The organism is Nocardiopsis quinghaiensis (assembly GCF_008638365.1).
In the GTDB taxonomy this organism is placed as follows: domain Bacteria; phylum Actinomycetota; class Actinomycetes; order Streptosporangiales; family Streptosporangiaceae; genus Nocardiopsis; species Nocardiopsis quinghaiensis.
Genome location: NZ_VWVU01000020.1, coordinates 99,538 through 125,467 on the forward strand (window position 1 = coordinate 99,538; position 25,930 = coordinate 125,467).

The window sequence follows — 25,930 nt, forward strand, 5'->3', positions numbered from 1 at the left end:
TCGAGCCGGATGATTGGTTGACGTGACAGACCTTGAGACGAATCCCCCAGCGGTCGCCCGCCTGAACAGACCGGACGCCATCCGGTCCTACGTGGCGATCGGCGACAGCATCACCGAGGGGATGGAAGACGACAGCGGCCCCAACGGCGGGTACCGGGGCTTCGCCGACCGCCTCGCGGAGCACCTGGGTACGGTCACCCCCGACTTCCGCTACGCCAACCTGGGTGTGCGTGGGCGCCGGATGCAGCACATCTTCGGTGATCAGCTCGACCAGACACTCCGGTGGAAGCCCGACCTGGTCACCGTCCTCGCCGGAGGCAACGACGTCCTGCGCCCGGGCAACGACCTCGACCGTCTGGCCGACCACTTCGAGTGGGGCATCCGCCGACTGCGCGACGCGGGCATCCGCGTGGTGATCCTGTCCGGCCACGACACCGGCTGGATCCCGGTCCTGCGGTACTACCGCGGCCGCATCGCCGTGTTCAGCATGCACATGAGGGCCGTCGCCGAGCGCACCGGCACCGAGATCGTCGACCTGTGGGCGCTCAACGCCCTCACCGACCCCCGGGCCTGGAGCGAGGACCGCCTGCACCTCAACGGCGCGGGACACCAGATCGTCGCCGCGCGCATCGCCGACCTCCTCGGCTTCCCGATGGGTCCGCCCGAGTCCTGGACCGATCCGTGGACCACCCCGCCCCAGAAGCTGCCTCGTATCCTGCGCCGCAGGGAGAACCGTCGCTGGGCCCGCCAGTACGCGGTGCCGTGGCTGCGCCGCCGCGTCATGGGCCGCTCCTCCGGCGACGGCCGCATGCCCAAGCGCCCCCGGCTGGACTACCTGCACGACGAGACCGCCCGTGCCGAGATCGCCAGGACCATCGAGGAGGGCGGGGCCAAGGAGGCGGCCTACAACGGCTTCGACCCCGTCGAGGGAATGCCGACCAGCAGCCCGTCGGGCACCAAGGGCCCCGAACCCGTGGACTGACGCGCGCTCGCGGAGCCCCGCGTTCCGGCCACGGGGCTTGGCCGCGTCCGGGATCAGCTGCGCGACAGCGACTGGATGAGGTCGCTGATGTGCACCACACCCAGGCACTGGCCGTAGGTGTTGGTCGCGATCAGGTCCTCGTAGACCCGCTCGGTGTCCTGGCCGGCCACCCGTAGCGCCGCCAGCGCCGACATCCACGCCGGGACCGTGCGCGGTGACTCCGCCAGCCGCAGCGCCGGGCGCTTGGCGTGCAGGGCGTGCCCGTAGCGGCCGGTCACCGACAGCAGGAACCTGGTGCGGTCGACCACTCCCACCGGCCGCTCCCGGTGGTCGATGAGGATGATGCTGTTCAGCGCGGGGTTCCCGGTGAAGGACTCCAGCACCTGCTCGGCGGTGGCGTCGGAGTCCAGCCCCACCGGCGGCACCATGAACTCGGTGACCCGCGGTCCGGCGTCCTCCTGCCCGCCCTGACCGGCGGTCGGTTCGGGCACCGGGGCGACCCGCTCACCGGGCCGCCAGCCCTGGTCGGCGAAGAACGGGCCCGTCCCCACACGGATCCCGCAGCGTCGCAGCCGCATCACGTCCTCGGCCGAGAGCACGCCCGAGGCCAGTGCGTACACCCCGCTGCCCCGCCCGATCCGTGCCAGGCCCTCCACGACCGTGGCGTGCCGCTGGTCCTCGGCCACCCCGGACACGATCGCGGGGTCGATCCGCATGAGGAACGGCGCGGCCTCCACCACCAGGTCGGGGCGCACCATCGCCGTGCCGAACCCGCATCGGAATCCGGCCGACCGGAGCCGGGCGGTCCCCGACACCACGGTCGGCCTCGCCAGCTCGGCCAGGTCGGCGCTGAGCATGAGGGTGATGTCGCGCGGGCGGCGGCCCGCACGGCGCAGATGGCTCTCCATCAACGACACGAACCCCCCGCCGGCCAGCATCCGCGCGGGCATCGGCAGCACCAGCGGAAGCAGGCTCTCGGTCTCGGCCGCCTCCCGCACCAGGGCCAGGAGCCACTCGGCCACGGCCGACTCCTCCTGGACGGTCACCTCCGCGTGGGAGCCCCGCACGGTCGGCGGCGGGGCGGCGGCGACCTCGACGGCCACCACGGATCCCGAGTCCAGGTCGACGACGGGCCGGTAGGCGGAAGCGCGTGGGGAGCGGTGGAGGGACGTACCGGGTCCGTTCCGCTGCGCCGGGGGAGTGTGTTGGGGATGCAGAGCAGACACGATCCTCATGGTGACCGGAAACCGGTCCTACCTGAAGGCCTGTTCTCGGCTGTTCAACTCACCTTCATGGCCTGTTCCGCGGCCGAAGCCCTCTTCCGGACCGTGGCCCGCGCACGACGACGCCCCCGCCGGCCGGCGGGGGCGTCGGTGCCTTCGGCCTTGACCACCACGGGGAACCCGGCCGCAACGGGAGGTCGCCGTGGGCGCCGCGGGGTCAGGCGCGGCGGAAGACCACCGCGACGTTGTGGCCACCGAACCCGAAGGACTCGTTGATGGCGGCCACGTCGCCGCCGGGCATGTCCCGGGGCTTGTCGCGGACGATGTCCACGACCACGTCCGGGTCGAGCTCATCGATGTTGATGGTCGGCGGGATGAGCCCGTCGTGCAGGGCCAGGATGGTCGCGATCGACTCCACGGCGCCCGCGCCGCCCAGCAGGTGGCCGGTCATGGACTTGGTGGAGGTCACCGCGATCCGGTCGGTGGCGGAGTCGCCCAGGGCCGAGCGGATGGCGCGCGTCTCTCCCACGTCGCCGGCCGGGGTGGAGGTGGCGTGTGCGTTGACGTGCACGATGTCGGTGGGCTTGAGGTCGGCGTCGTCCAGGGCGACGGTGATGGCCCGGGCCTGGCCGATGCCCTCCGGGTCGGGCTGGACGATGTCGTAGGCGTCGTTGGTGTATCCCACACCCGAGGCGTGGGCGTACACGTGGGCGCCGCGCTTGGCGGCGTGCTCGGCCGACTCCAGGATGAGGATGCCCGCGCCCTCGCCCATGACGAAGCCGTCGCGGTCCTTGTCCCAGGGGCGGGAGGCCCTCTGCGGGTCCTCGTTGCGCGTGGACAGGGCGCGCATGGAGGCGAACGAGGCGATGTTGAGCGGGTGGATCGCGGCCTCGGTGCCGCCCGCGATCACCACGTCGGCGCGGCCGGCGCGGATCATGTCCACACCGTTGGCGATGGCCTCGGCGCTGGAGGCGCAGGCGCTCACCGGCACGTGCGAACCGGCCCGGGCGGTGTACTCCAGGCTGATCGCGGCGGCGGGGCTGTTGGGCATGAGCATGGGCACGGTGAACGGGGAGACCCGCTTCCAGCCCTTCTCACGGAAGGTGTCGTACTGCTCCAGGATGGTGAGGATGCCACCGATACCGCTGGAGACCACCACACCCAGGCGAACGGGATCGACCTCGGGGGACCCGGCGTGCTGCCAGGCCTCCTGCGCGGCGATCAGCGCGAACTGCTGGGTGCGGTCCAGACGGCGCAGACGCGGCCTGGGCAGCTTCTCGGAGGGCTCCTGCGCGATCTGCCCGGCGAAGTGCACCGGTAGCTTCTCGTGCCACTCCTCCGGCAGCGCGGTGATGCCGGAGCGGCCGTCGAGGAGCGCGGACCATGTGGTCGCGACGTCACTCCCGAGGGGGGTGGTGGCGCCGAGGCCGGTGACGACGACATCGGTCTTGGACATGATCCGATCGCCCTTCTCGTGGGTCGTTCCCGGTCACGGTGCCGGGAGGCGTTGGCGGTTGTGAGGAAAGGGCCGCGTGTGGCGGCGGGTGGAGCGCCGGGGCAGGGTGTGCCCCGGCGCCCCGGACGGGCTACTTCTGGATGAAGTTGATGACGTCCTGGACCGTCTTGAGGTCCTTGAGCTGGTCGTCCGGGATCTCCACGCCGAACTTGTCCTGGGCGGCGATGGCGATCTCCACCATGGACAGCGAGTCGATGTCGAGGTCGTCCACGAAGCTCTTCCCCGGGGTGACCTCGGAGGCCTCGGTGCCGACGATCTCCTCGATGATCTCGCCGAGGCCGGCCAGGATCTCCTGCTCGCTGTGAGCCATGTCGTGTTTCTCCTTGCTTGGTGGTTCGGTGTCGCTTCAGGGACATCGTGTGGGCCGCGGACGCGTGGGTCCGGTTCCGCACGGTGTGACCGCGGGTTCGGGCGGTGCTCAGGGGATGCTGATCACCTGAGCGGCGTAGACCAGCCCCGCGCCGAAGCCCAGGGTGAGTACGGTGCTCCCCGACGGCAGTTCCCCGCGTCCGATCATGCGCGAGAGCGCGAGAGGGATGGACGCGGAGGAGGTGTTGCCAGCGGTGACGATATCGCGGGCCACGAGTGCCTGGGGCGCGCCCAGCTTCTTGGCGATGGACTCCACGATCCGCAGGTTGGCCTGGTGGGGGACGAAGGCGGTCAGCTCCGAGGGTTCCACACCCGCCCGCTCCAGGGCTTCCAGGGCGACCTTGTACAGCTCGGTGGTGGTCCACCGGAAGACCGCCTGGCCCTCCTGGTACAGGTACCGGTGGTCGCGCAGGTAGATCGTGTCGGCGCGCTCGCCGGAGGAACCCCACACCACGGGGCCCACGCCCTGCTCCTCGGAGGCCGAGACGATCGCGGCTCCGGCGCCGTCCGCGAAGATCACACAGGTGCCGCGGTCCTCCCAGTCCACCCAGTCGCTGAGCTTCTCCGACCCGATCACCAGCACGTTGCGGGCACTGCCGCCGCGGACCATGTCCGAGGCCACGCCCAGCGCGTAGCAGAAGCCCGCGCAGGCGGCGTTGAGGTCGAAGGCGCCCGGGGCGGCGATGCCCAGCTGGGCGGCCACGGTGGCGGCCGTGTTGGGGATCTGGTCCTCCACCGTGCAGGTGGCCACGATCACCAGGTCGACGTCCTCGGCGGACAGCCCGCTGGCCGCCAGGGCCTTGCCGCCCGCCGCGACGGCCATACTCGCCACGGTGTCCTCGGGGCCCGCGATGCGCCGCTCCTTGATGCCGACACGGCTCTGGATCCACTCGTCGTTGGTTTCGACGCGGGCCTCCAGGTCGGCGTTGGTGAGGACCTTGGAGGGCTGGTACTCACCGAAGGCGACGATCGCCGCGCCTCCGGGAGCGCTCGGGGAGCTGAACATGGTTAGCCTTCCTGGTCTGTGGCCGCGGGGGACCCGGCGTGCTCCTTGACGAGGGCGCCGGCGCGGTCGAGGTCGTCGGGGGTCTTCACCGCGAGGAGCTCGACGCCCCGCAGCGCACGCTTGGCCAGACCGGTGAGCGTGCCCGCCGGGGCGAGCTCGATCAGTGCGGTCACCCCCAGATCGGCCAGGGTCCGTGTGCACGCGTCCCAGCGCACCGGGGAGGAGATCTGGGAGACGAGCCGCTCCAGGTACTCGGCGCCGCCGTCGACCACAGCGCCGTCGGCGTTGGAGAGCAGGCGCACGGTGGGATCGGACGGGGACAGGGTTGCGGAGGCCTCACGCACCCGCTCCACGGCCGGGGCCATGTGCTCGGTGTGGAAGGCGCCCGCGACCGGCAGAGGGCGCAGCCGGGCCCGCGCGGGCGGGTTCTCGGCGAACGCGGCGAGCTGCTCGGTGGTACCGGCGGCCACGATCTGCCCGGAGCCGTTGTCGTTGGCCGGGGTCAGACCGGCGTCCGAGAGGGCCTGCAGCACCTGCTCACGGTCGCCGCCGAGTACCGCGGTCATCCCGGTCTCCGTGCGCGCGGCGGCGTCGGCCATACCCCGGCCGCGTTCGGCGACCAGCGCCAGCGCCTCCTTGGGCGACAGGACGCCGGCGATCGCGGCGGCGGTGAACTCGCCGACGCTGTGACCGGCGACCGCGTCCACCAGGGAACGCTCGGCGGGCAGAGCCGGTGAGGGGGAGGACACGGGGCCGAGCACGGCGGAGGCCGCCACCAGGCCGGCGCTGACCAGCAGGGGCTGGGCGACGGCGGTGTCGCGGATCTCCTCAGCGTCCGCGGTGGTGCCGTAGCGCACCAGGTCGAGTCCGGCCGTCTCGGACCACGCGTCGATCTGCGCGGAGACACCGGGCAGTTCGAGCCACGGGGAGAGGAGACCGGGAACCTGGGCACCTTGGCCGGGAGCGACGATAACAAGCACAGCATCAACCTTGCCCTGTAGGAGGTCACCAGTCAGAGGGGGAGGGACACGAAGTTCACTCAACACCGTTTGTGGGGATTCCACAAAACGAGGTCGGGTGCGTGTCCACAAGCCACGAAACAGGTGGGAGAGATCACTTTCGACGGTACGCGGCGTGCGCGTTCGGCGGCGGCGACGGCGCGGTGGCCGCCTCCGGCCACCGCGGACATGGGGCAGGCCGCTGACCAGAGTACGAGGGGATGCGAACCTGGTGGTGTGAACACCGAACCCCACCAGCCCCAGGACGACCAGACCGCTCCGGGAACCCCGGAAGGGGAGGAGGCCGCGGAAGCGTCGTCCCCGACGGAGCGGGAACGCGTCCGCGCCGAGACCGTGCGCCGTCTGGAGCGCTCCATGGGGGTGCTCGGCACGGCCGCCGTGGCGCGCATGGAACAGCGCCTGAGCTGGTTCCGCCGTATGTCGGCCGAGGACCGCTCGTGGATCGGCCTGGTCGCCCAGTCCGGTGTGGCCGCCTTCGTCGACTGGTTCCGCAACCCGGCGCGCGGGCGCCCCGCCATCACCGTCGAGGTCTTCGGCACCGCGCCACGCGAGCTCACCCGTTCGGTCTCCCTCCAGCAGACCGTCGACATGATCCGCGTGGTCATCGACGTGGTCGAGGGCCAGGTGGAGGAGCTGGCCGCTCCCGGCGGCGCCCAGCAGTTGCGTGAGGCGGTGCTGCGCTACACGCGCGAGGTGGCCTTCAGCTCCGCGAAGGTCTACGCGCGCGCCGCGGAGGCCCGCGGTGCCTGGGACGCCCGGCTGGAGGCGCTGATCGTCGACGCCCTGCTGCACGGAGACCACGAGGACGGGCTCCAGACCTGGGGCTCGGCGCTGGGCTGGTCGCACACCCCGGTCATCGCGGTGGCCGGTGAGGTCGGCGACGATGACGACGGGGGCAAGGTCCTGGACGACCTGCGCTCGGCCGCGCGCCGCCTCGGACACGACGTGCTGGCCGGGATGCAGGGACGGCGCGTGGTCGTGGTGGTCGGTGTGGGGGACCGCTACCCGGTACGGGACCTGCCGGGGGCGGCCGCCGAGCCGCTGGCCGGGCTCTTCGGCTCCGGCCCGGTGGTGGCGGGTCCCGCCGTTCCGGACCTGAGGGCCGCGGGGTCCTCGGTGCGGGCCGCGGTCAACGGGCTGCGCGCCGCCGCGGCCTGGCCGGACGCGCCGCGGCCGGTACTGGCCGACGACCTGCTGCCCGAGCGCGCGCTGCAGGGCGAGGCCGAGGCACGGCGGCAGCTGGTGGAGGAGGTGTACGTCCCCCTGCTCGGCGCGGGCTCCCCGCTGCTGGACACGCTGTCGGTGTACCTGGAGCACGCCTCCTCCCTGGAGGCCACCGCGCGGATGCTGTTCGTGCACCCCAACACGGTCCGCTACCGGCTCAGCCGGATCGCCGAACTGACCGGACGGACCCCCTCCGACGGGCGCGGGTCGTTCGTCCTGCGCGTGGCCGTCGCCCTCGGAAGGCTCTCCCGGGCGGAGGAGGGCTGAACCGGCGGCCTCGGAACGCCCGTGGCCAGCGGACATCGTTACAAGAGGGAACCATAGGGCGTAACCTGATCGTTGCCTGGCATGTCTGTTCGCTTAGGGAAGTTTCACCAGCACCGGGTATGTCGGTAACTGACCGTATGTGCCCGGGGACTACATGAAAACGGATAGCTTTGTGGTGGGCGGGTGACTGATAGAACCGTTGAGGTTGGCATATCACCCTCGGGCGAAGGTCCCCGCACCGCCTCGTCACGACGTTCTTTCTTTGGGGGTCAACGCTGTGGCAGAGCGACCGAGGATGGATTCCCGGTTCTTTCGTCCTGTGATCGATTTCGTTCTCCAGCCCACGCAGGAGGGTGAGCTGCGCAGACGGGCGCTGTTCTGGCTGCCCGCGCCGCTGCCCGTGCTGGGGCTGGTCTACCTCCTGGTCGGCGGAACGCTCTCCGCCTCCGGGTGGACCATACTGCTGGCGTCGAGCGTGGGAGTGGGAACGCTGCTGCTGGCGCTGATCGTGCAGCCCACACCCCTTCCCGAGGGGTTGGCGCCGCCGGTGTCCGCGCGCCGATCGCTGCACCGCTTCCGCCAGTTCACCGGCCTGCGGATCGCCCTGGCGCTGGTGCCGGTGGTGCTCGGCGCCGCCGCCTCGGTGGCGGGAGGCGGCATGTACCCGCTGTTCGCCGCGCTGGTGCTGGCCTGGCCGCAGCTGTTGCTGGCCATGCCCACCTTCTTCACCATCACCAGGGCGCGCAGGGCCATGGAGGCGTGGGGCACCACCGCCTACCTGTGGCACGCGCTGTCGCGCCCGGCGAAGGTGACCTGGCCGGTCATCACGACCCTGGTGAAGACCTGGCGCGCCTGGCAGGCCGAGAACGCCGGCCGGGAGCTGCGCCAGAAGGAGGAGGAGAAGGCCTGGAAGCGGGTCGTACGCGAGGAGACCGAGCAGGCGGACGGCGACGACGCCTCCGCTGCCCCGGCCGCCTCGAAGCACACGCTGGACGGGCGCCGCTCGGCCCATGAGGCGACCGAGGTGATCCCGAAGCTGGGTTCCGGACAGGGGGACGGGGAGGAGGAACCGACCGAGACCCTGCCCCGCCTGGGTTCGGACCGGGAGGTCGGGCCGACCCGCGTGTTCCCGCGCCTGGACGGCGCCGAGGCGGACACCGGCACCACCCGGGAGTCCGGTGACGAGGACGCCACCGACCGCGGCACCGGTACCGGCGAGGAGTCCGACACCGGCACGGGCAAGGATGAGGGCTCCGGTCCCGGCACCTCCTCCCGAACCCCTCGCGGCACCGTGCACCGGGCCCGCTCCCTTCTGGCACAGGGCAGCGGCGCGCTCGGCCTGGCGGTGCGCAGGACCCGGCGCGGCGCCCCGTCCACCCGCCGTCCGACCGCCAACAAGCCCTGACGCGCTCCGGGGCCCGGGTGGTCCTCTCCCACCGTCCGCGGCGGGAGCCGGGGGAGGACTACCACGTGCCGGAGCGGCCGGGCCCGTGAGCGCGCACGGCCGCTCCGCCGGGCGGGGGATTCCCTCGGGCGGGGACGAAGCCCCTCAGATCCTCGTGTGCAGGCGCACCCGGGGCAGGGAGTCGGCGCCGCCCTCGGGGCAGTGGTACCAGGAGGCCCGCGCCTCGCGGCCCTCGAAGGAGACCTCTCCGATGGTGTTGCCGAAGTAGGGCGTGCTCTCCACGTTCCAGCGCAGGCCGGGTCGGGGAACCCGCGCCAGCCGTGCCAGAGCCTGTCCGACCAGGCGTAGGGGCCAGCGGACGGACAGGTGGACCATGCGCTGCATACTGGTCGGCGCCTGGTTGCACAGGGGTGAGGACACCAGTTGGGCCACCCGGCTCTCGCCGCCGCCGGCCCTGTGCTCGGCGCGCGCCAGGTAGGAGAAGTGCACGTCCCCGCCCAGGAACAGCACGGTGGCCGGTGCCGGGCCGCGCTCGCCGCGTGAGAGCTCCCCGACCGCGTCGGACAGCCGGCGGAAGGAGTACCGGAACGCGGCCCAGTGCTCCAGGTCGATGTCCTGGCGCAGCCTCTCGGCCAGCCCGCGCGGCCACCGGCCCCAGGCGCCCGCGCACACGGCCTCGTTCCAGCTCTCCAGGTGGTGCACCGCGTGGGGCAGCAGGACCGGGACCGTCGAGGCGACCACCACGTGGTCGGGGCCGCCGGCGAGGTGCTCGTCGAGCCAGTCGTGGCCCTGCGGGCCCAGGATCGACCGGGACCCGTCGGAGGGGTCGTCCTCGCCCAGGGCACGCGAGCACCGGGTGTCGACCACCAGCACCCGGACCGAACCGATGTCGTGGCGGTGGCCCCACTGGTACTCCGACGGCTCGGTGTGCGCCCGCCAGGCGAAGGCGTCGACCGCTTCGGCGGCGTCGTCCTCGGAGTCGTGCACGGCGGTCCACAGGGGGTCCTTGCCCCTCTCCTCGGGGGAGAGGTTGCCCACGTGCTGGTACACCCAGTAGGTGCCCAGACCGTTGGTGACACGGGTGTGCCACCAGGGATGCTCCTCCATGGCGCGTCGCCAGGCGGCGGAGGTGTTCCAGTCGTCGCGGATGTCGTGGTCGTCGAAGACCATCAGGGTCGGCACTGTGGACATCAGCCACCGCACCTGGGGATCGCTCCAGGCCTGCTGGTACAGCTCGGCGTACTCGTCGTAGTAGACGACCTCGTCCACGGGGGCCTCGTCGGAACCCTCCCGCTCACGGGCGCGGCGCAGGAAGCCGAGCATCGGCTCCTGGACCTCGTCGGCGTAGACCTGGTCGCCGATGAGCAACAGCGTCAGATTGCCCTCGACCGGCTCGTGGGCCAGCCGCCGCGCGGTGGCGCGCAGCATGTCGGGGCCGTAGCGGACCACGCCCTCGGGAGTGTCGCCCGTGGGCGTGTGGCAGGAGCCGTACAGCAGTCGGGTGGGCGCGTCCGGGTGTACGGTTCGCACGGTGCTGGGCGGGAAGGGACTGTCGGGCTCGGGCCAGACCCGGTCCTCGTCCAGGAAGACCTCGTAGGGCAGGACCGCCCCGGAGGGCAGGCCCTCGACCGTGCACACGGCGTAGTGGTGGCCGTGCACGGTGAAGGTCCGTGCGGTCGCCGTCACCTCACCGTCGACCACGACGCGTACCAGGCAGGGAGCGTCCGTCTCCACCCACACCGTGGCCGTGGTCGGCCCCGCGTGTCTGAGCAGGGGACCCAGACGTAAAGAAGCAGTCACCGTTTTCCCTCCATTCGACCAGGTTCGCACATGTGATGGACGAGTATGGCCCTCCACGGGGGTGCGTGAGGTCCACAGCCGGACCGGGATGGTTGCACGAGCGCCGCGCCTGCGCGAAGGTGGCGCTATGCGGACACAGATCCTTGAGCTGCACACCGGTGGATCGGAGAGCGTCACCGACATCACCCGCAAGTGCGGCGACTTCGTCGCAGAGACCGGGGGCGACGGACTGCTCAACGTCTTCGTCCCGCACGCGACGGCGGGTGTGGCGATCATCGAACTCGGGGCGGGGTCCGACGACGACCTCCTCGCCTCCCTGGGTGATCTGCTCCCGGCCGATGACAGATGGCGGCACAGGCACGGCTCGCGCGGCCACGGGCGGTCGCACGTGATGCCCGCCTTCGTCGCTCCCCAGACCACCGTCCCGGTGGTCTCGGGAAGACTCGAACTGGGTACGTGGCAGTCCATCGCCGTCGTCGACCTGAACGTGGACAACCCGGACCGGCGGGTACGACTGTCCTACCTGTCGTCCTCCTGAGCGGAGGGAACGCGGACAGGTTTGGCAGCGCGTTGACGGAACATGCCGCTAGCGTGTGAACTAGGCCATCAGCGATGGTCGCGAACCCACGTGACGGGCGGCGCAATGGCCCGGCATCGTTGTGACAACTGCTTAGTGCAGGCAAGATTGAGAAAAACCATCTGTGGAGGAGAACTTTCGTGAGCGCGACCGCGGGCCAGGCACAGAGCGAACGTGGCTTGGCTGACCGACTCGGATTCAAGCCGGGTCAGGTGGTGCAGGAATTCGGCTTCGACGATGACGTGGACGAGGGCCTGCGCGCATCCATCACCGAACTCACCGGTGAGGAACTGGTCGACGAGGACTTCGACGGCGACGTCGACGCGACACTGTTGTGGTGGCGGTCCGACGAGGAGGAGGACCTCACCGACGCGTTGATGGACACGGTGACCACCATCGCCGACGGCGGGACCATTCTGGTGCTGACCCCGAAGGCGGGACGTGAGCTGCACGTGTCCCCGAACGACGTCGCCGAGGCCGCGACGACCTCCGGACTCTCACAGACCAGCGCGGTCAGTGTCGGAGCCGACTGGTCGGGTACGCGCCTGGTCGTCCCCAAGCGGTGACGGACACCACCCGCGAAGGGTGAGGCATCCGGTGCCGCGCGTCCCAGAGGCGGGCGCGCGGCCCTGAGGGGCGCCCGCCGGACGGCGGGCCGCCAGTCGACGAAGGCGTTTCATGACCGTCCCCGTGGGCGCCGCCGCGCCCGACTTCGCTCTCCAGGACCAGTACGGTCAGGACACCTCGCTGGCCGCGTTGCGCGGCCGCCCCGTCCTGCTGGTCTTCTACCCGCTGGCCTTCTCCGGTGTGTGCTCCGGAGAGCTCGCCGACCTGAGCAAGCGCCACAGGGAACTCACCGAGTTCGGCGCCGCCGTCCTGGCGGTGTCGGTGGACTCGGTCTTCGCCCTGCGCACCTGGTCCGACCGCGAGGGCTTCCCGTTCGCCCTGCTGTCGGACTTCTGGCCGCACGGCCGCGTGGCCGACGCCTACGGGGTGTTCGACCGCGAACGGGGTACAGCACGGCGGGGCACCTTCCTGGTCGACGCCGGGGGTGCCGTGCGCTGGTCGGTCCTCACCGCGGCCTCCCAGCCGCGCGACGTGGGCGAGTACCTGGTGCGGCTGCGCGAGCTCGCCTGAGAACCAGGCGCGAGGATCCTCGCAAAGCGGTATGATCTTCTCCGACGCACGGGCGCGTAGCTCAGTTGGTTAGAGCAATTGCCTTACAAGCAATAGGCCAGGGGTTCGAGTCCCTTCGCGCCCACTCGACTCCGAGACGACCCTGTTCGGGGGCCTTCGGCCGCCTCACCGGGTCGTCTCGTCGTTTCTTCTGGGGGGCGACCCCCGGACCCCCGATGTGAGGCTTCGCCCCACGGGTTGTAGTTGGCTCAACCAGGGTCCACCGGGCTCAGGGCGGCCCTGCTCGCGCGTGACCGCGCTCGCCGGGTCGTCCTTCGTGTTGACCGGGGGAGACCCCTGGGCTGGTGCGCACGTGCGCGCGTACTCCCTGCAGACCGAACAGGATGAGGAGCTCGACCGCGCCGCCGTCGGCGCTGCCCAGCCAGTGCGGCGTGGACGTGTCGAACTCGGCCGCCTCCCCGGGCGGCAGCGTCAGGTCGCGTTCTCCGAGCACCAGCCGCAGGCGACCGTTGAGCACGTACAGCCATTCGAAGCCCTCGTGCGTCTTCGGGGCCGGTCCGAGCGGTTCCGGTCGAGCTGGAATGATCATCTTGAACGCCTGTGTACCGCCCGGCCGCTTGGACAGCGGAACGAACACCATCCCGAACCGCCTGATCGGTTTCAGATGGATCCGGGGGTCGCCCGTGTGCGGGGCGCCGACGAGGTCGTCCAACGGGACGTCGTAGGTACGGGCCAGCGGCAGCAGCAACTCCAGGGTCGCCCGGCGCTGCCCGCTCTCCAGCCGTGACAGGGTGCTCTCCGACACCCCGGTCGTCGCCGCCAGGTCCGCGAGGGTGATGCCGCGGGCACGCCGCAGGGCGCGCAGGCGCGGGCCCACCACGTCGAGTACGTCTTCCGTTTCGCGATCCACGCGACCAGCTTGCCATAACCGCAAGATTTCGTGCCAATGGCAGCGGAAACGACGAGACTGGGCGCATCCCGATACAAGGAGTTCCGATGAGCACCACCGATGCGGCCACACTCTGGGACGGCTTCCACGCGGCCCGGCCGGCGACCGCCGACCCGCGGCCGAACCTCCGACTCACCGAGGCGGTCGCGGGTCTGCCGCCCGGCCGTGCGCTGGACCTCGGCTGCGGCACCGGTGGCGACGCGCTGTGGCTCGCCCGCCGGGGGTGGCACGTCACCGCTGTCGACGTCTCGGCCGTGGCGGTCGAGCGACTCGCCGGACTCGCTCTCTCCCACGGCCTGGGCGATCTGGTCGCCGCCGAGCGGCACGACCTGCAGACGTCCTTCCCCCGGGGCCGGTTCGACCTGGTCTGCGCCCACTACCTCCACACCCCCGTGGACCTGGACCGGGCGAGCGTCCTGCGCACGGCCGCGCACGCGCTGCGCCCGGACGGGCGGCTGCTGGTGGTCGACCACGGTTCGACCGCGCCGTGGTCGTGGAACCAGGACCCCGACGTCCGCTACCCGGCCCCGCGCGAGGTCGCCGCGGGGATCGGTCTGGACCCGTCGGAGTGGACGGTCGAGCGGGCCGAGGAGCCCCGCCGTACCGCGACCGGTGCCGGCGGGCAGACCGCAGAGGTCACCGACCACGTCCTGCTCGTCCGCCGCACCGCCTGACCCGGAGCCGGGTCCGCGTCCCACGAAGGAGGCCAACCATGTCCACCACCTCGCGCCGCGACCGCCGCGGCGACACACCGCCGCCCCGGACCGGAGGCGGTGAAACCGACGTCCTGCGGGGGTTCCTCGACTACCTGCGGACCTCGATCGCCGCGAAGGTAGAGGACGCGCCCGAACCACAGGTCCGCACAGCCGGAGTGCCCTCGGGCACGAACCTGCTCGGCCTGCTCGAACACCTGGCCTTCGTCGAGCGGTCGGTGTTCCTCGGGGAGGTCGTCACCGACTGGTCGGCGACCTTCCGGGCCGCGCCCGCGGACAGGGCGGCCGACGTCGTCGCCCGCTACCGGAGGGCGGTCGCGTGCGCGAACGAGGTTCTCGACGGGTGCACCGACCTGGACGCACCGGTCCCCCGGCCCCGGGCGCTGCCGGGGCGCCCCGCTCCCAGCGCCCGTTGGGCGATCGTCCACATGATCGAGGAGACCGGCCGCCACGCGGGTCACGCTGACATCCTCCGCGAACTGATCGACGGCGCCACCGGACGCTGACTCCACCCCTGTTCCAGGACGGGAGTACAGGACAGTGCGGGACCGGGTTCCACGGGCCGGAGTTCGGCCGGTAGCAGACGGCTCCCCGGGCGTTCGAGTTTGAACCGCGGACCGCTGTCACCCGCGTCTACCTCGCGCGAGAGGCGTCCGTCCCGCCGGAGCTGCCGCAGGGCGGCGGCCGTGGCCAGACCCACGGCCGGCACGTCGGCCGTCGCCGTCTCGGCCCCGTGGTGGAGCGCCGGGGTGACCCGTGCGCCTGGGACCGCTCACGCCGAGGTCTGACAGCAGGGGAGGGGGCCGGTTCCCCTGACGGGGGCGCCCCGGACATCCGTCGCGGGCCTCACCAGCCCTCGGCCCGCGCCCACCTCCGTTCCAGCTCCGGCGCCAGGGTGCGCATGAACGTCGCGCCGATGTGGCCGCTGTCCCAGTACACGAGGACGTTGCCGATCACGGGGCGGCACACGCCGGACCCGCAGAACCGGTCGGTCAGGTCCAGCACCGTCACGTTCGCGGGCAGGTCGAGCCCCTCCAGCGGTGAGACCGGCGCCATCGACTCCTCCGGTGCCGAGACGCACTCGTCCGGACCGGCCTCGGCCAGGCAGTCGGGTACGTCGAAACGGAACCTCGGGGTGTCGCGTACGGCGACCACGTCGATCCCCATGTCCTCCAACTCGCGCCACCGCTCCACGTAGCCGTCCACGACCTGCTCCTCGCCGTAGCCGGCCGAGGTGTCCAGACTGGTCGTGGTGCCCGTGGTGAAGACCGTGTCGGGCCGCAGCCGTTCGAGCTCGGCCATCACCCCGCGGTTCCACTCCGCGCACGACGTGTACGGCTCACCCTTGTAGGTCTGCGGGGCGCCGGTGAACAGGCAGGCGCCCTTGACGATGTTGACCAGCCGCCAGCCGCGTGCCAGGGCGATGCCCTCCAGGGCGGGGAACCAGTGCGCCGCGTGCGAGCCGCCCACCAGCGCCACCGTACGCACCGGGTCGTCGGAGCCGTAGACGCACGTGATCACCTCGGCGTCTGCGGTGGTCTGGTTGCAGCCGTCGGCGTAGGTCACGGGGGCCTCCTCCGCGGCCCAGGCCAGCGGCGGGTAGACCGGCAGGTCCGGCGTCCCGGCACTGTCGGCCACGGCCGCCCCCGGATAGCTGCGGCCGTCGGCGAGAAGCTCCTCCCACCGGGCGCGTTCGGCGGACTGGTGCCCGGCCCAGGTTCCGGCCGTGAGCAGTACGGGCAGCAGGCAGGCCAGCGCCGCCGCCGTTCCGCGCAGCACCGCCCGGCGCCCGGTTCCGCGTCCCAGCACGGCCAGCCGGTCGGCCACCGGGGTGGTCACCGCCGCCAGCAGCACCGACACCGCCAGGACGGCCGCACCGCCCAGCGGGGTCGCCAGGCCGCGTCCGGTGACGGACAGGTAGAACACCAGCAGCGGCCAGTGCCACAGGTACAGCGCGTAGGAGATCGAGCCCAGGTAGCGCAGTGGCCGCAGGGTGAGCACCCGGTCGGCGCCGAGGGCCGAACCGGAGGTACCGGCCACGACGACGGCCGCGGCGGCCAGGGTGGGCCACAGCGCCGCGTACCCGGGGAAGACGGACGACACCTGCAACAGCGCACCGCACAGCACCAGCGACGCCAGGCCGGTCCAGCCCAGCGCCATCCGCGGCGCCCGCGGCAACTCCATTCTCGGCAGCAGCAGGGCCAGAAGCCCGCCGAGCGCGAACTCCCACAGCCGGGTGCCGGTGTCGAAGTAGGCCCACGGCTGGTCGGCCCGGGTCATCAGCACCGAGTAGGCCAACGAGAGGGCGAAGACCGCGGACAGGACGACGAGCAGATGAGCGCGCGGATCGCGTCCACCGCGCCGGGCCGCCCACACGGCGACCGCGATCAGTACGGGCCACACCAGGTAGAACTGCCCCTGCACCGACAGCGACCAGAAGTGCTGGAAGGGGTTGAGGTCGCCCTCACGCGCAAGGTAGTCCACCGAGCCCAGCGCCAGGTGCCAGTTCGTGTGGTAGAGCATGGCCGCGACCGCGTCCCCCGGTGCGTCGTGCCACCGTGTCTCGGGCAGGAGCAGCCACGTCGCGGCCAACGTCACCAGGACGACGACGGCGGCGGTCGGCACCAGGCGTGCGGCCAGCCGGGCCAGGAAGGCGCCGTAGCGGATCGTCCCGCCGGTGGCCGCGCGCACCAGGGAAGCGGTGATGAGGAAGCCCGTCAGCATCAGGAAGACGTCGACGCCGCCGGAGACCCGCCCCAGCCAGACGTGGTAGGCGGCCACCAGGAGCACGGCCACGGCTCTCAGGCCGTCGATCTCGGGCCGGTGCCCGCTGGTGCCGACGACGGAGCGCTGCGCACGTCCGGTCCCGGTGGGGGAGGTGGGGAGGGACACGGACGGGCACTCGCTTTCACGTGGTCGAATTCGTGCGGGGAGGGCGGTCATTGTGCCTCTCCCGGATGACCGCGAGGGGGACGGAGGCTGAACTGCGCGCCACCGCCGGGATGTCGTGTGGACGGCGGCGCGCGTACCCGCACGGGCCCGTGGTCGGTCACGACCGCGGGAGCGCGGTTCCCGGTCCTGATAACCGGCGACGGTGGCCACCACCGGCGTCGCCGACCCGTACGACGTCACGAGCCGTGCGGGGGTCGTCCACGGCTGGCTGCCCCAGCGGTTCTGTGACGGTAGACGATGTGCGCGCCCCCTCGTCGCGGACCCCGCGCGCCAACCGGAGCATCCGGCCATTGCCACGGGTGGTGTGGCCGACCGGACGTCCTGCCGCGGTGGCGGATAGTGCGCAAACCACTCGCCGGAAAAGCATGATGATCACCTTGTGGGTGAAATGCCGGAATCTGGGCCGCGCATATGCGAGCGCGCCCGAGATTGCACTTTTGTCACGGCATGTTCTGGCGTCATCCGTTCTCCTGGGCCCCACGTCCAGAAACTGAATGCCCATGTCGACTCGGGTTATCGACACCAGGTAACAAATCACCCATCGTGCGCGTCAGGCTGGAAAGCGACCATGAACCATGTCTCCGGATACCGCTTCAATCCACCTCCGAACTGGCCTGCCAGCCCTGAGGGGTGGGTCCCGCCCCAGGGCTGGACTCCCGACCCCTCGTGGCCGCCGGCCCCTCCGGGCTGGCAGTTCTGGCTCCCCTCGCAGGCCGGGCCGAGGCCGGTGACTCCTCCGCCGGCGGTTTCCGGGCACGTGGAACCCGGTGGATTGCCGCCCGCCCCGACTCCGCCGAGGTCGTCGGCCTCGGGCTTGTTCGGCAAGAAGAAGCGGCTGGAGGAGTTGGACGCGGAGAACTCCCAGCTGCGCGCGTGGGTGGCCAGCCTGCAGGGGATGGAGGCTCTGCGGATCGCCACGGAGACCGAGGCCCTGCGCGAGCGGCACGAGCGGGAGGAGGAGAGCGCACGTGCCGCCAGCGCGCGGTGGCACTCGGAGCTGGCCCGTGCCGAGGCCGAGTTGGACCGTGTCCGCTCGGAGGTGGTCCAGGCCAGGGCTCGGATCGTGGAGGCCGAGGAGACAGCGCTCCTTCAGGAGGCGGGCGTCTATGAGTACGAGCACCCGCTGGCCGACGCGGTCGCCTACAAGGCCCGGCTGCAGGAAGTGAAGGACACACTGAAGGCGATGGTGCGCGGCGACACCGCTGTGCTCGCCGCAACCGACTGGCAGGTCAACGGTTCGGCGGCCCAGGGGCGGAAGATGGTGCGCGACTTCTCCAAGCTCATGCTGCGTGCCTACAACGCCGAGGCCGACAACCTGGTCCGCACGATGAAACCCTACAAACTGGCCTCTGCCGTCGACCGGCTCGGAAAAACACGCGAGACGATCGCCAAGCTCGGCGGGACGATGAGTATCCGTATCAGCGACGCCTACCATCATCAGCGGCTTTATGAGTTGCAGCTGACGTCGGACTACAAGGCCAAGGTCGAGGAGGAGAAGGAGCGCGTCCGTGAACAACGGGAGCAGCAGCGTGAGGAGGAGAAGGCTAGGCGCGAATTCGAGAAGGAGAAGGCGCGACTACTCAAGGAGCAGTCCCACTACAGGTCCGCGTTGGCCAGGTTGGAGGCCAAGGGCGACGAGGACGGGGCCGCGCAGTTGCGCGCGAAGATCGCCGAGACCGATGAGGCGATCGAGGGCGTCGACAACCGTGAGGCCAACATCCGTGCCGGCTATGTCTACGTGATCTCCAACATCGGAGCTTTCGGCGAGCATATGGTCAAGATCGGTATGACACGACGTCTGGAGCCCTTGGACCGGGTGCGCGAACTGGGCGACGCCTCCGTGCCCTTCCGCTTCGACGTGCACGCCCTCGTCTTCAGCAACGACGCCGTCGGCCTGGAGGCGCGCCTGCACAAGGAGTTGGAGGACCGGAGGGTCAACCGGGTCAACCTGCGTCGGGAGTTCTTCCACGCCAGCCCCGCCGATGTGCGTGACGTCCTGGCCCGCATCTCCGGTCAACACCTGCTGGAATACCGCGAGATGCCCGAGGCACTGGAGTGGAGGGCCAGCCAGGAGAACTGAGGCGGCGAGGCGTCCAGGCCGCGTGCGGGTCTTCTCCGCCTCCGGATCCTTCTGCGAAGAAGGACCCGGAGGCGCGTTCGCCCCCGCCCGGTCCACGGGCGGGGGCGACGGGAGCGCGGCGGGTCAGCGGTGGGTATCGGACCCGGCGGTCTCCGTGGCCGTGGCACCGCCGGCGCGGCCGAGCTTCTCACCCTCGATGTCGACCGAGGGCAGCCACCGGCCCAGCCACCGGGGCAGCCACCAGGCCGCGCGGCCGAACAGCGACATCAGCGCCGGGACCAGCGTCATCCGCACCAGGAAGGCGTCCAGCAGGACACCCACGGCCAGGGCGAACGCGATCGGTTTGATCATCTCGTCGTGGCCGAACACGAACGACCCGAACACCGAGACCATGATCACCGCGGCCACCGTGACGACCCGGGCCCCCTGCCGGAAGCCCGTGACCACGGCCTCCCGCGCCTCGGCCCCGTGCGTGAACTCCTCCCGCATCCGCGAGACCAGGAAGACCTCGTAGTCGATGGCCAGCCCGAAGAGCACTCCCAGCAGCAGGATGGGCAGGAAGGCCAGCAGGGTCGGGGAACTCTCCACACCGATCAGGCCCGCGCCGTGCCCCTGCTGGAAGACGGCCACGGTCAGCCCCAGCGCCGCACCCGCGCTGAGGACGAACCCCAGGGCGGCCTTCAGCGGCACCAGCACCGAGCGGAACACCAGCATCATCAGGATCAGCGCCAGCCCCACCACGATGGCCAGGAACAGCGGCAGCGCCTCGTTGAGCCGCTCGGAGATGTCGATCCCCGCCGCGGTCGCCCCGGTGACCGAGACGACCGCTCCGGTGTCGGCCTCCATCGCGCCGCGCTCGTCGCGGATGTCGTGCAGCAGGTCCTCGGTGGTCGTGCTCGACGGACCCTCCTCCGGCAGCACCGTGATGATCGCGGTGTCCCCGGAGTCGTTGTAGGCGGGGGCGTGGACGTCCTCCACACCGCCGAGCCCCTCCACGCGCTCGGCGATCTCCTCGGCCGCGGCCTCACGGTCGGAGGCGTCGCGCAGGTCGGCCACCAGCAGCAGCGGTGAGGCGTACCCGGGACCGAACTCCTCGCTGATGACCTCGTAGGCCTGGCGCTGGGTGGTGTCCTCCGCGGCCGTGGAGTCGTTGGGCAGGCCCAGACGCAGGTCCGCCGCCGGAAGAGCGGCCGCGCCCAGGGCCAGCACCACCGCGACCACGGGCAGGACCGGGTGGCGCACCAGCAACCGGGCCCACCTGCTGCTGAGCGTCTCCTTCGCGGTCAGGGAGGCCTCCGACCGGTGTCCCAGGACCGGCATCCGCAGAGCACCGACCCTGGTGCCCAGGAAACCGAGCAGCGCGGGGAGCAGGGTGATCGCCCCCAGTACGGCGGTGAACACCGTCACTGAGGCGACCACGCCCATGACGCCTAGGAAGGGCACGCCCACCACGTTCAGGCCCACCAGGGCGATCATCACCGTGATCCCGGCGAACACCACCGCGCTGCCCGCGGTGCCGATCGCCCGCGCGGTCGACTCGTGCGGGTCCATGCCCTCGGCGAGCTGCTGGCGGTGGCGGGACAGGACGAACAGCGAGTAGTCGATGCCCACGGCGATGCCGAGCATCACCGCCAGGATGGGCGCCGTGCTGGTCAGCTCCAGCACGGAGGCCAGGGCGAAGACGGAGGCCATGCCCAGGCCCACACCGGCCAGAGCGATGAGGATCGGCATGCCGGCCAGGACCAGGGCCCCGAAGTTCAGGATCAGCACGGCCAGGGCCACGACCACGCCCAGGACCTCCCCGGCACCCATGACCGGGGCTCCCGTGGACAGCGACTGACCGCTGTACTCCACCGTCAGCCCGGCGTCGCGTGCGGCGTCGCCGCTGTCCAGGACCGCTTCGACCGTCTCCTGGCCGACGTCGCTGTCGGACTCCGCGAGCTGCACTTGGAGCAGCAGCGCCCGCTGGCTGTCGGAGAACAGCGGGATCTGCCCGAGGGCCTCGTCCTCGTCGAAGGCGGGGCTCTCCTCGGCGACCCTGTCCGCGGCCTCCTCCTCGGCCTGGGCGATGATGTCCTCCCGGCCGGGGGTGCCCTCGGGCACCTGCGCCTCGGCCTCCTGGCGAGCCAGGTCGCGTGCCTCCCGCTCGGCCTCGGCCAGAGCGTCGTCGTAGGATCCGCGGGCGTCGTTGAGCAGGCCGAACGGGTTGGTGACGCTCTCCACACCCTCCACGTCCCGGAGCTCGTCGGCGGTGGCGTCGACGGCCTCCCGGTACTCCTCAGAGGCCGTCAGCTCCTCGCCCTCCGGCGCCCGCACGACGACGGTGACCGTTCCGCCGCCGCGCTCCGGGAAGCGTTCGGCGAGCATGTCCGCGGCTTCCTGGGACTCCGTGCCGGGGATCTCGAAGGTGTCGTTCAGCGGTGCGCGGAAAGTCAGTGCCGCCGTGGCGGCGACCGCGATGAGCGCCAGCCACACTCCGACCACCCACCATCGCCTTCGGTAGGAGAAGGCTCCGATTCGGTACAGCAGTGTCGCCATGCTCCGCCTCTCTCGTGTCGTGTTCCGGCCCCCGGGCCGACGGATCGCGGGCCACGGACCCAGGCCACCGCGTCCGGATGAGGAAGACCTGCGAGGAGGATGAGAATCAGATGAGAACCCGTCCGGTGGCGTGAGGCGTGTGTCACCGACACCTCCCGGGTCCGCGTCGCGCGGGGGGAAGGCCAGGGTCACGGTCGTCCCGTCCTCGACCGTGGAGCGGAGGCGGGCGCTGCCCCCGTGGGAGGCCATGACCGCGCTGACGATGGACAGGCCAAGCCCGCTGCCCTCGCGCTCGTGCGCGGACGGATCGCGGTAGAAGCGCTCGAACGCGAAGGCCGACGACTCGGGTCCGATACCGGGACCGGAGTCGGAGACCTCCAGCACGGCCTGTCCGTCGACCCGTTCGAGGCGCACCACCGCGTCACTGTCGGACGGTGTGTGGGTGAGCACGTTGGCCAGGACGTTGGCGAGGGCCTGGTGCAGGGAGTCACGGTCGCCGGTGACCAGGCACTCGTCCCGTACCTCGGTGCGGACGAGGCGTTCGGGCGCCGCGGCGTGCGCGTCGGACACGCAGTCGCGCACCAGGCCCGCCAGCGACACCACCGACGGCCGCGCGGAGGGCGGGGCCTCGGCCCGCTCGTCGAGTCGCGACAGGTACAGGAGGTTCTCCACCAGGCGCGACATACGCTCGGCCTCCGCCTGGGCGCGGGGTACCACGTCCGGGCGCCCGCGCATGGTGACCACGCCCTCGGCGAGCATCTGGAGGTACCCGCGCACCACCGTGAGAGGGGTGCGCAGTTCGTGGGAGGCGTCCGCGGCGAAGCGGCGCATGCGCTCCTCCGACTCCGTCCTCGACCGGATCGCCGCCTGCAGGTGCGCGAGCATGCGGTTGATCGACACGGTCAGGCGCCCGGTCTCGGTACGGATCCGCCTCGGGTCCACCGGGACCCGGCGGTCCGTGTCGCCGTCGGCGATCGCCTCGGCCGTGTCCACGACGTCGTCCAGCGGGCGCAGCCCCCAGCGCAGCACGGAGGAGGCGATGGAGCCGAACACGGCCAGCAGCAGCACGGAGGTCACCGCGCCGGTCAGCACCAGGCGCCCGACGGCCGCCTCCACCGGCTCCAGGGGCAGGGCCACCACCAGGCGCGCCTCGTGGCGGGGCAGCTCCATGTACGTGATCCGGTAGGAGGAGCCCTCGTGCTCGACGGTCGCCGGTGTGCCCTCGTCCACGCGTCCGGAGACCGCGTCCAGCAGGGACGAGTCGAAGGTGGGGTCCCGGTGGACGACCGAGTCGGACTCGATCTCGACGAGGAGTTCCCGGGGTGCGCTCACGTCGCCGATCAGCGCCTCGGGACCGTTGGCCAGGATCTCGTCCTGCCGGGCGCGGACGAACTCGGCGATGATCTCCAGCTGTCCGTCCAGCCGGTCGGTCAGGTAGGCGCGCAGGGTGAGTGCGCCGACGGAGACCACGATGGACAGCGCCAGGGTGGTGACCGCCATGAGCAGGGCGATCAGCCTGGCGCGCAGGGTCACGGGGCCTCCACGGGCCCGGCCGGGCGCCGCGCGCTCACGCCTGCCCCCGACGGTCGCGCATCGTGTAGCCGAAGCCCCGGTGCGTGTGGATGACGTTGGGCCCCAACGTGTTGAGCTTGCGCCGCAGGTAGCCGATGTAGGTGTCGACGATGTTGGAGCTGCCGCTGTAGTCCACGTTCCACACGTGGTCGATGATCTGCTCCCTGGAGAGCACCCGGCCCGCGTTGTCCATGAGGTGGAGCAGGAGTTCGTACTCGGTGCGCGAGAGGCGGACCGGCTCCCCGGCGCGGCGGACCTCGAACAGGTCCTGGTCCAGCTCGACGTCGTCCACGCGCAGGACGCGGTGCGCGGGACGCTCCTGGCCCTCGGTACTGGGCCGCAGGCGGCGCAGGACGGCGCGGACACGGGCGACCAGCTCGTCCATCTCGAACGGTTTGGTGATGTAGTCGTCGCCCCCGTAGGTGAGCCCGGCGATGCGGTCCCCGGGGGCGTCGCGCGCGGTCAGGAAGACGATGCCGGTGTCGGGCCTGGCCTCGCGGACCTCCTGGCACAGCGTGTAGCCGTCCCCGTCGGGCAGCATGACGTCGACCACCAGCAGGTCGGGGTCGTGGTCGGCCAGCGCGCGGCGCGCCCGCCCCAGGGACGTGGCCGTCACCACGTGGAAGCCGTGGAAGCTCAGGACCGTGGCGACGAGGTCGACGATGTTGGGTGCGTCGTCCACCACGAGAATAGTGTTCTTGCTCATCGGCCCCCATCGAACCAGGGCAACATGAGAGCTCCCTGAGAGACACACCTTCCGGGAAGCGGGCCTTCCGGGGAGGGCGGACCCGTGCGCCCGGCTCCGGATGGTGCGGGTATCGGGATTTTTCGTGTATCCGGGTGACCGTGCCATCTCGCCGTAGGATGGGCGGACGCCGAAGCGAGGGAGGACGATGGCCCGGCTCACGAGGGCGCAGCGGCAGGCCCGCAACCGGACGCGCGTGCTGGCCGCGGCCGGGGACGAGTTCGCCGAACACGGCTTCCGCGACGCCAAGATCGACCGCATCGCCGAGCGCGTCGAGCTCACCCGGGGCGCGGTCTACTCCAACTTCCCCGGCAAGCGGGCCCTGTACTTCTCGGTCCTGGCCGAGGCCGCCGAACGCGCCGCCGAGGCCGCCCGCCCCGACCCCGGGCACACCGCCCACACCGCGCTGGGCGCCCTCGCCCGCGCCTGGTTCTCCCGGCTCCCCGTCACCGACGCGCCCCTGCGGATCGGTGCCGGGCTCACCCCCGAGATCCTGGCCGACGAGCCCACCCGGCAGGCCTTCGCCCAGCTCATGCGCCTGGACGCCGTCCTGCTCGCGCTGGCCCTGGAGGCGCTGGAACCCCCGCACGAATCCGGTGGACGCCGGGTACGGGTGGCCGAGGCCGTGCTCACCGCCCTGTACGGGACCAGCCAGATGGTCGGTGTCGCACCCGGGTTCGTCGACCCCTTCACCGTGGTCCGCGCCTGCGAGCGGCTGGCCGACCTGAACGTGGCCGACGGCTGGCCGCCTCCGCACATCGCGCACACCGCCCCGGCCCTGCCCGCCGACGAGGACTGGTCGCCGCCGGAGGCCTTCGACGCGGTCCGACGCCGAATCGTGTCCCTCGCCGAGGACGGGATCGTCGTGGTCCTGGGCACGCACCGCCTCGGGGCCGTGGAGGAGGCGTTGCGCTTCGCGCCGGTCGACGCGGCCGTGACCGCCGTCGTGGTCACCGACGACCCGGCCGTGCGGATTCCGCTGGCCCGGACGGCGGTGGCCGACCTGTGCGGCTGCCTGCGCCAGGCCTTCCCGGAGAGGGCCTGGCCGGGTCTGCGCCTGGTGTTCGACGGGTCCGGTGAGATCGCCGCCGCGGTGGGTGTGCCGAAGGTCGGTGACACCACCGAGGCCGCCGTCCGCGTCCACGCCGGGCGGATCGTGGCCCGCTCCGACGCCCGCGGCGCCGGCCACGCCGTCGCCTCCTTCGAGCCGGCCCACGGCACGGAGGTGGGCTGCCGGTAGACGGGGCCGAGCGTCCGGGAACCACCGTTCCCGGCGGGACACCGGCGAGGCCGGGCCCGGGCATCGTCGCTGGTGGAGGAGTGGTTCGCCCCCCGGCGGTCCATGCAGGTCGACTTCGTGGGGAGGTCAGCTTCGGTTGGCTTCCAGGGGGGAGGGCGGATCCGGGCCGGTCGGCGTGGGAGGCGGCGGCGCTGCTTTGCGGCCCGCCCCGGCAGGGGATACCTTGAGATTTCGGATGTTGAGATCATCTGGCCTCGGGGGGCGACCCCGCCGATCCACCCGGGCGAGGCCCGCGTGAGGAGAACGTTTCTAGTGACACGCACCGGTGCCAGCGGGCCCCTGCTCAAGTGCTCGTTCTGCGGCAAGGACCAGAGCGAGGTCCGCAGACTCATCGCCGGCCCGGGCCACATCTGTATCTGCGACGAGTGCGTCGGCCTGTGCAACGAGATCATGGAGGAGGACGAGCACGTCCTCCCCTCCGGGGACGAGTGGGACTCGCTTCCCAAGCCGCGGGAGATCTATGAGTTCCTGGACTCGTATGTGATCGGGCAGGATCAGGCGAAGAAGGCTTTGTCGGTGGCGGTGTACAACCACTACAAGCGGGTGCGTTCGGAGG

General features: G+C 71.5%; 21 protein-coding genes and 1 tRNA gene. 12 read left to right on the forward strand and 10 right to left on the reverse strand.

Annotation, left to right across the window (positions count from 1 at the left end):
- Positions 1-91: 91 nt before the first annotated feature.
- Positions 92-982: an SGNH/GDSL hydrolase family protein gene (locus FYX01_RS19780; protein ID WP_150243614.1), complete on the forward strand. Its 891-nt coding sequence runs from the start codon at positions 92-94 to the stop codon at positions 980-982.
- Positions 983-1,035: 53 nt separating this feature from the next.
- Here the strand turns inward: FYX01_RS19780 and FYX01_RS19785 are convergent, their stop codons facing one another.
- The 5 genes from FYX01_RS19785 to FYX01_RS19805 all read right to left on the reverse strand — a co-directional run bounded on the left by FYX01_RS19785 (position 1,036) and on the right by FYX01_RS19805 (position 6,076).
- Positions 1,036-2,208: an EAL domain-containing protein gene (locus tag FYX01_RS19785; protein ID WP_150243561.1), complete on the reverse strand. Its 1,173-nt coding sequence runs from the start codon at positions 2,206-2,208 to the stop codon at positions 1,036-1,038.
- Positions 2,209-2,422: 214 nt separating this feature from the next.
- Positions 2,423-3,661, reverse strand: a complete 1,239-nt coding sequence (gene fabF, locus FYX01_RS19790) for a beta-ketoacyl-ACP synthase II (protein ID WP_150243563.1) — start codon at positions 3,659-3,661, stop codon at positions 2,423-2,425.
- A gap of 130 nt (positions 3,662-3,791) precedes the next feature.
- On the reverse strand, positions 3,792-4,031 hold the full coding sequence (locus tag FYX01_RS19795; RefSeq protein ID WP_150243565.1) for an acyl carrier protein: 240 nt from the start codon (positions 4,029-4,031) through the stop codon (positions 3,792-3,794).
- Positions 4,032-4,139: 108 nt separating this feature from the next.
- Positions 4,140-5,096, reverse strand: coding sequence for a beta-ketoacyl-ACP synthase III (locus tag FYX01_RS19800; RefSeq protein ID WP_150243567.1), 957 nt, complete (start codon positions 5,094-5,096; stop codon positions 4,140-4,142).
- A 2-nt stretch (positions 5,097-5,098) separates the two neighbouring features.
- Positions 5,099-6,076 (reverse strand): ACP S-malonyltransferase, encoded by a 978-nt coding sequence (locus tag FYX01_RS19805; RefSeq protein WP_150243569.1) that lies wholly within the window; start codon positions 6,074-6,076, stop codon positions 5,099-5,101.
- 255 nt (positions 6,077-6,331) lie between these two features.
- On the opposite strand from FYX01_RS19805, the gene FYX01_RS19810 reads away from it, so the two are divergent.
- On the forward strand, positions 6,332-7,606 hold the full coding sequence (locus FYX01_RS19810; protein ID WP_150243571.1) for a PucR family transcriptional regulator: 1,275 nt from the start codon (positions 6,332-6,334) through the stop codon (positions 7,604-7,606).
- A gap of 319 nt (positions 7,607-7,925) precedes the next feature.
- The gene (locus FYX01_RS19815; RefSeq protein WP_150243573.1) at positions 7,926-9,011 is read left to right on the forward strand and encodes a hypothetical protein; all 1,086 of its coding nucleotides are present in this window, start codon (positions 7,926-7,928) and stop codon (positions 9,009-9,011) included.
- Between the two features lie 144 nt (positions 9,012-9,155).
- On the opposite strand, the gene FYX01_RS19820 is transcribed toward FYX01_RS19815, so the two are convergent.
- Positions 9,156-10,811, reverse strand: coding sequence for a DUF7800 domain-containing protein (locus FYX01_RS19820; protein WP_150243575.1), 1,656 nt, complete (start codon positions 10,809-10,811; stop codon positions 9,156-9,158).
- A gap of 127 nt (positions 10,812-10,938) precedes the next feature.
- On the opposite strand from FYX01_RS19820, the gene FYX01_RS19825 reads away from it, so the two are divergent.
- The 4 genes from FYX01_RS19825 to FYX01_RS19840 all read left to right on the forward strand — a co-directional run bounded on the left by FYX01_RS19825 (position 10,939) and on the right by FYX01_RS19840 (position 12,649).
- Positions 10,939-11,349 (forward strand): secondary thiamine-phosphate synthase enzyme YjbQ, encoded by a 411-nt coding sequence (locus FYX01_RS19825; protein WP_150243577.1) that lies wholly within the window; start codon positions 10,939-10,941, stop codon positions 11,347-11,349.
- A gap of 179 nt (positions 11,350-11,528) precedes the next feature.
- On the forward strand, positions 11,529-11,954 hold the full coding sequence (locus tag FYX01_RS19830) for a DUF3052 domain-containing protein (protein WP_150243579.1): 426 nt from the start codon (positions 11,529-11,531) through the stop codon (positions 11,952-11,954).
- A gap of 112 nt (positions 11,955-12,066) precedes the next feature.
- Positions 12,067-12,525: a peroxiredoxin gene (locus FYX01_RS19835; RefSeq protein WP_150243581.1), complete on the forward strand. Its 459-nt coding sequence runs from the start codon at positions 12,067-12,069 to the stop codon at positions 12,523-12,525.
- 50 nt (positions 12,526-12,575) lie between these two features.
- Positions 12,576-12,649 (forward strand) — tRNA-Val (locus FYX01_RS19840).
- 144 nt (positions 12,650-12,793) lie between these two features.
- Here the strand turns inward: FYX01_RS19840 and FYX01_RS19845 are convergent.
- The gene (locus tag FYX01_RS19845) at positions 12,794-13,435 is read right to left on the reverse strand and encodes an XRE family transcriptional regulator (protein WP_223830559.1); all 642 of its coding nucleotides are present in this window, start codon (positions 13,433-13,435) and stop codon (positions 12,794-12,796) included.
- Between the two features lie 86 nt (positions 13,436-13,521).
- Here FYX01_RS19845 and FYX01_RS19850 point away from each other — a divergent pair, with 86 nt between their 5' ends.
- Both FYX01_RS19850 and FYX01_RS19855 read left to right on the forward strand, forming a co-directional pair.
- Entirely contained in the window at positions 13,522-14,148 is a 627-nt protein-coding gene (locus tag FYX01_RS19850; RefSeq protein ID WP_150243582.1) for a class I SAM-dependent methyltransferase, read from the forward strand.
- A 38-nt stretch (positions 14,149-14,186) separates the two neighbouring features.
- The gene (locus FYX01_RS19855; RefSeq protein WP_150243584.1) at positions 14,187-14,693 is read left to right on the forward strand and encodes a DinB family protein; all 507 of its coding nucleotides are present in this window, start codon (positions 14,187-14,189) and stop codon (positions 14,691-14,693) included.
- Positions 14,694-15,033: 340 nt separating this feature from the next.
- Here FYX01_RS19855 and FYX01_RS19860 read toward each other — a convergent pair whose 3' ends face one another.
- Complete coding sequence (locus FYX01_RS19860; protein ID WP_150243586.1) at positions 15,034-17,130, reverse strand: acyltransferase family protein; 2,097 nt, start codon at positions 17,128-17,130, stop codon at positions 15,034-15,036.
- Positions 17,131-17,953: 823 nt separating this feature from the next.
- Between FYX01_RS19860 and FYX01_RS19865 the strand changes: the two genes are divergently transcribed.
- A complete protein-coding gene (locus FYX01_RS19865; RefSeq protein ID WP_223830560.1) occupies positions 17,954-19,219 on the forward strand; it encodes an SNIPE associated domain-containing protein in 1,266 nt (421 codons plus the stop codon).
- A gap of 123 nt (positions 19,220-19,342) precedes the next feature.
- On the opposite strand, the gene FYX01_RS19870 is transcribed toward FYX01_RS19865, so the two are convergent.
- Positions 19,343-23,290, reverse strand: coding sequence for an MMPL family transporter (locus FYX01_RS19870; RefSeq protein ID WP_223830561.1), 3,948 nt, complete (start codon positions 23,288-23,290; stop codon positions 19,343-19,345).
- 34 nt (positions 23,291-23,324) lie between these two features.
- The gene (locus tag FYX01_RS19875) at positions 23,325-24,035 is read right to left on the reverse strand and encodes a response regulator transcription factor (RefSeq protein WP_150243590.1); all 711 of its coding nucleotides are present in this window, start codon (positions 24,033-24,035) and stop codon (positions 23,325-23,327) included.
- Positions 24,036-24,222: 187 nt separating this feature from the next.
- Here FYX01_RS19875 and FYX01_RS19880 point away from each other — a divergent pair, with 187 nt between their 5' ends.
- Together FYX01_RS19880 and FYX01_RS19885 are read left to right on the forward strand one after the other, a co-directional pair.
- Positions 24,223-25,314 carry a TetR/AcrR family transcriptional regulator gene (locus FYX01_RS19880; protein WP_150243591.1) on the forward strand — a complete coding sequence of 364 codons (1,092 nt, stop codon included), beginning with the start codon at positions 24,223-24,225 and terminating at the stop codon, positions 25,312-25,314.
- 312 nt (positions 25,315-25,626) lie between these two features.
- The coding region (locus FYX01_RS19885; RefSeq protein WP_317846075.1) for a ClpX C4-type zinc finger protein at positions 25,627-25,930 on the forward strand (304 nt) is incomplete at its 3' end.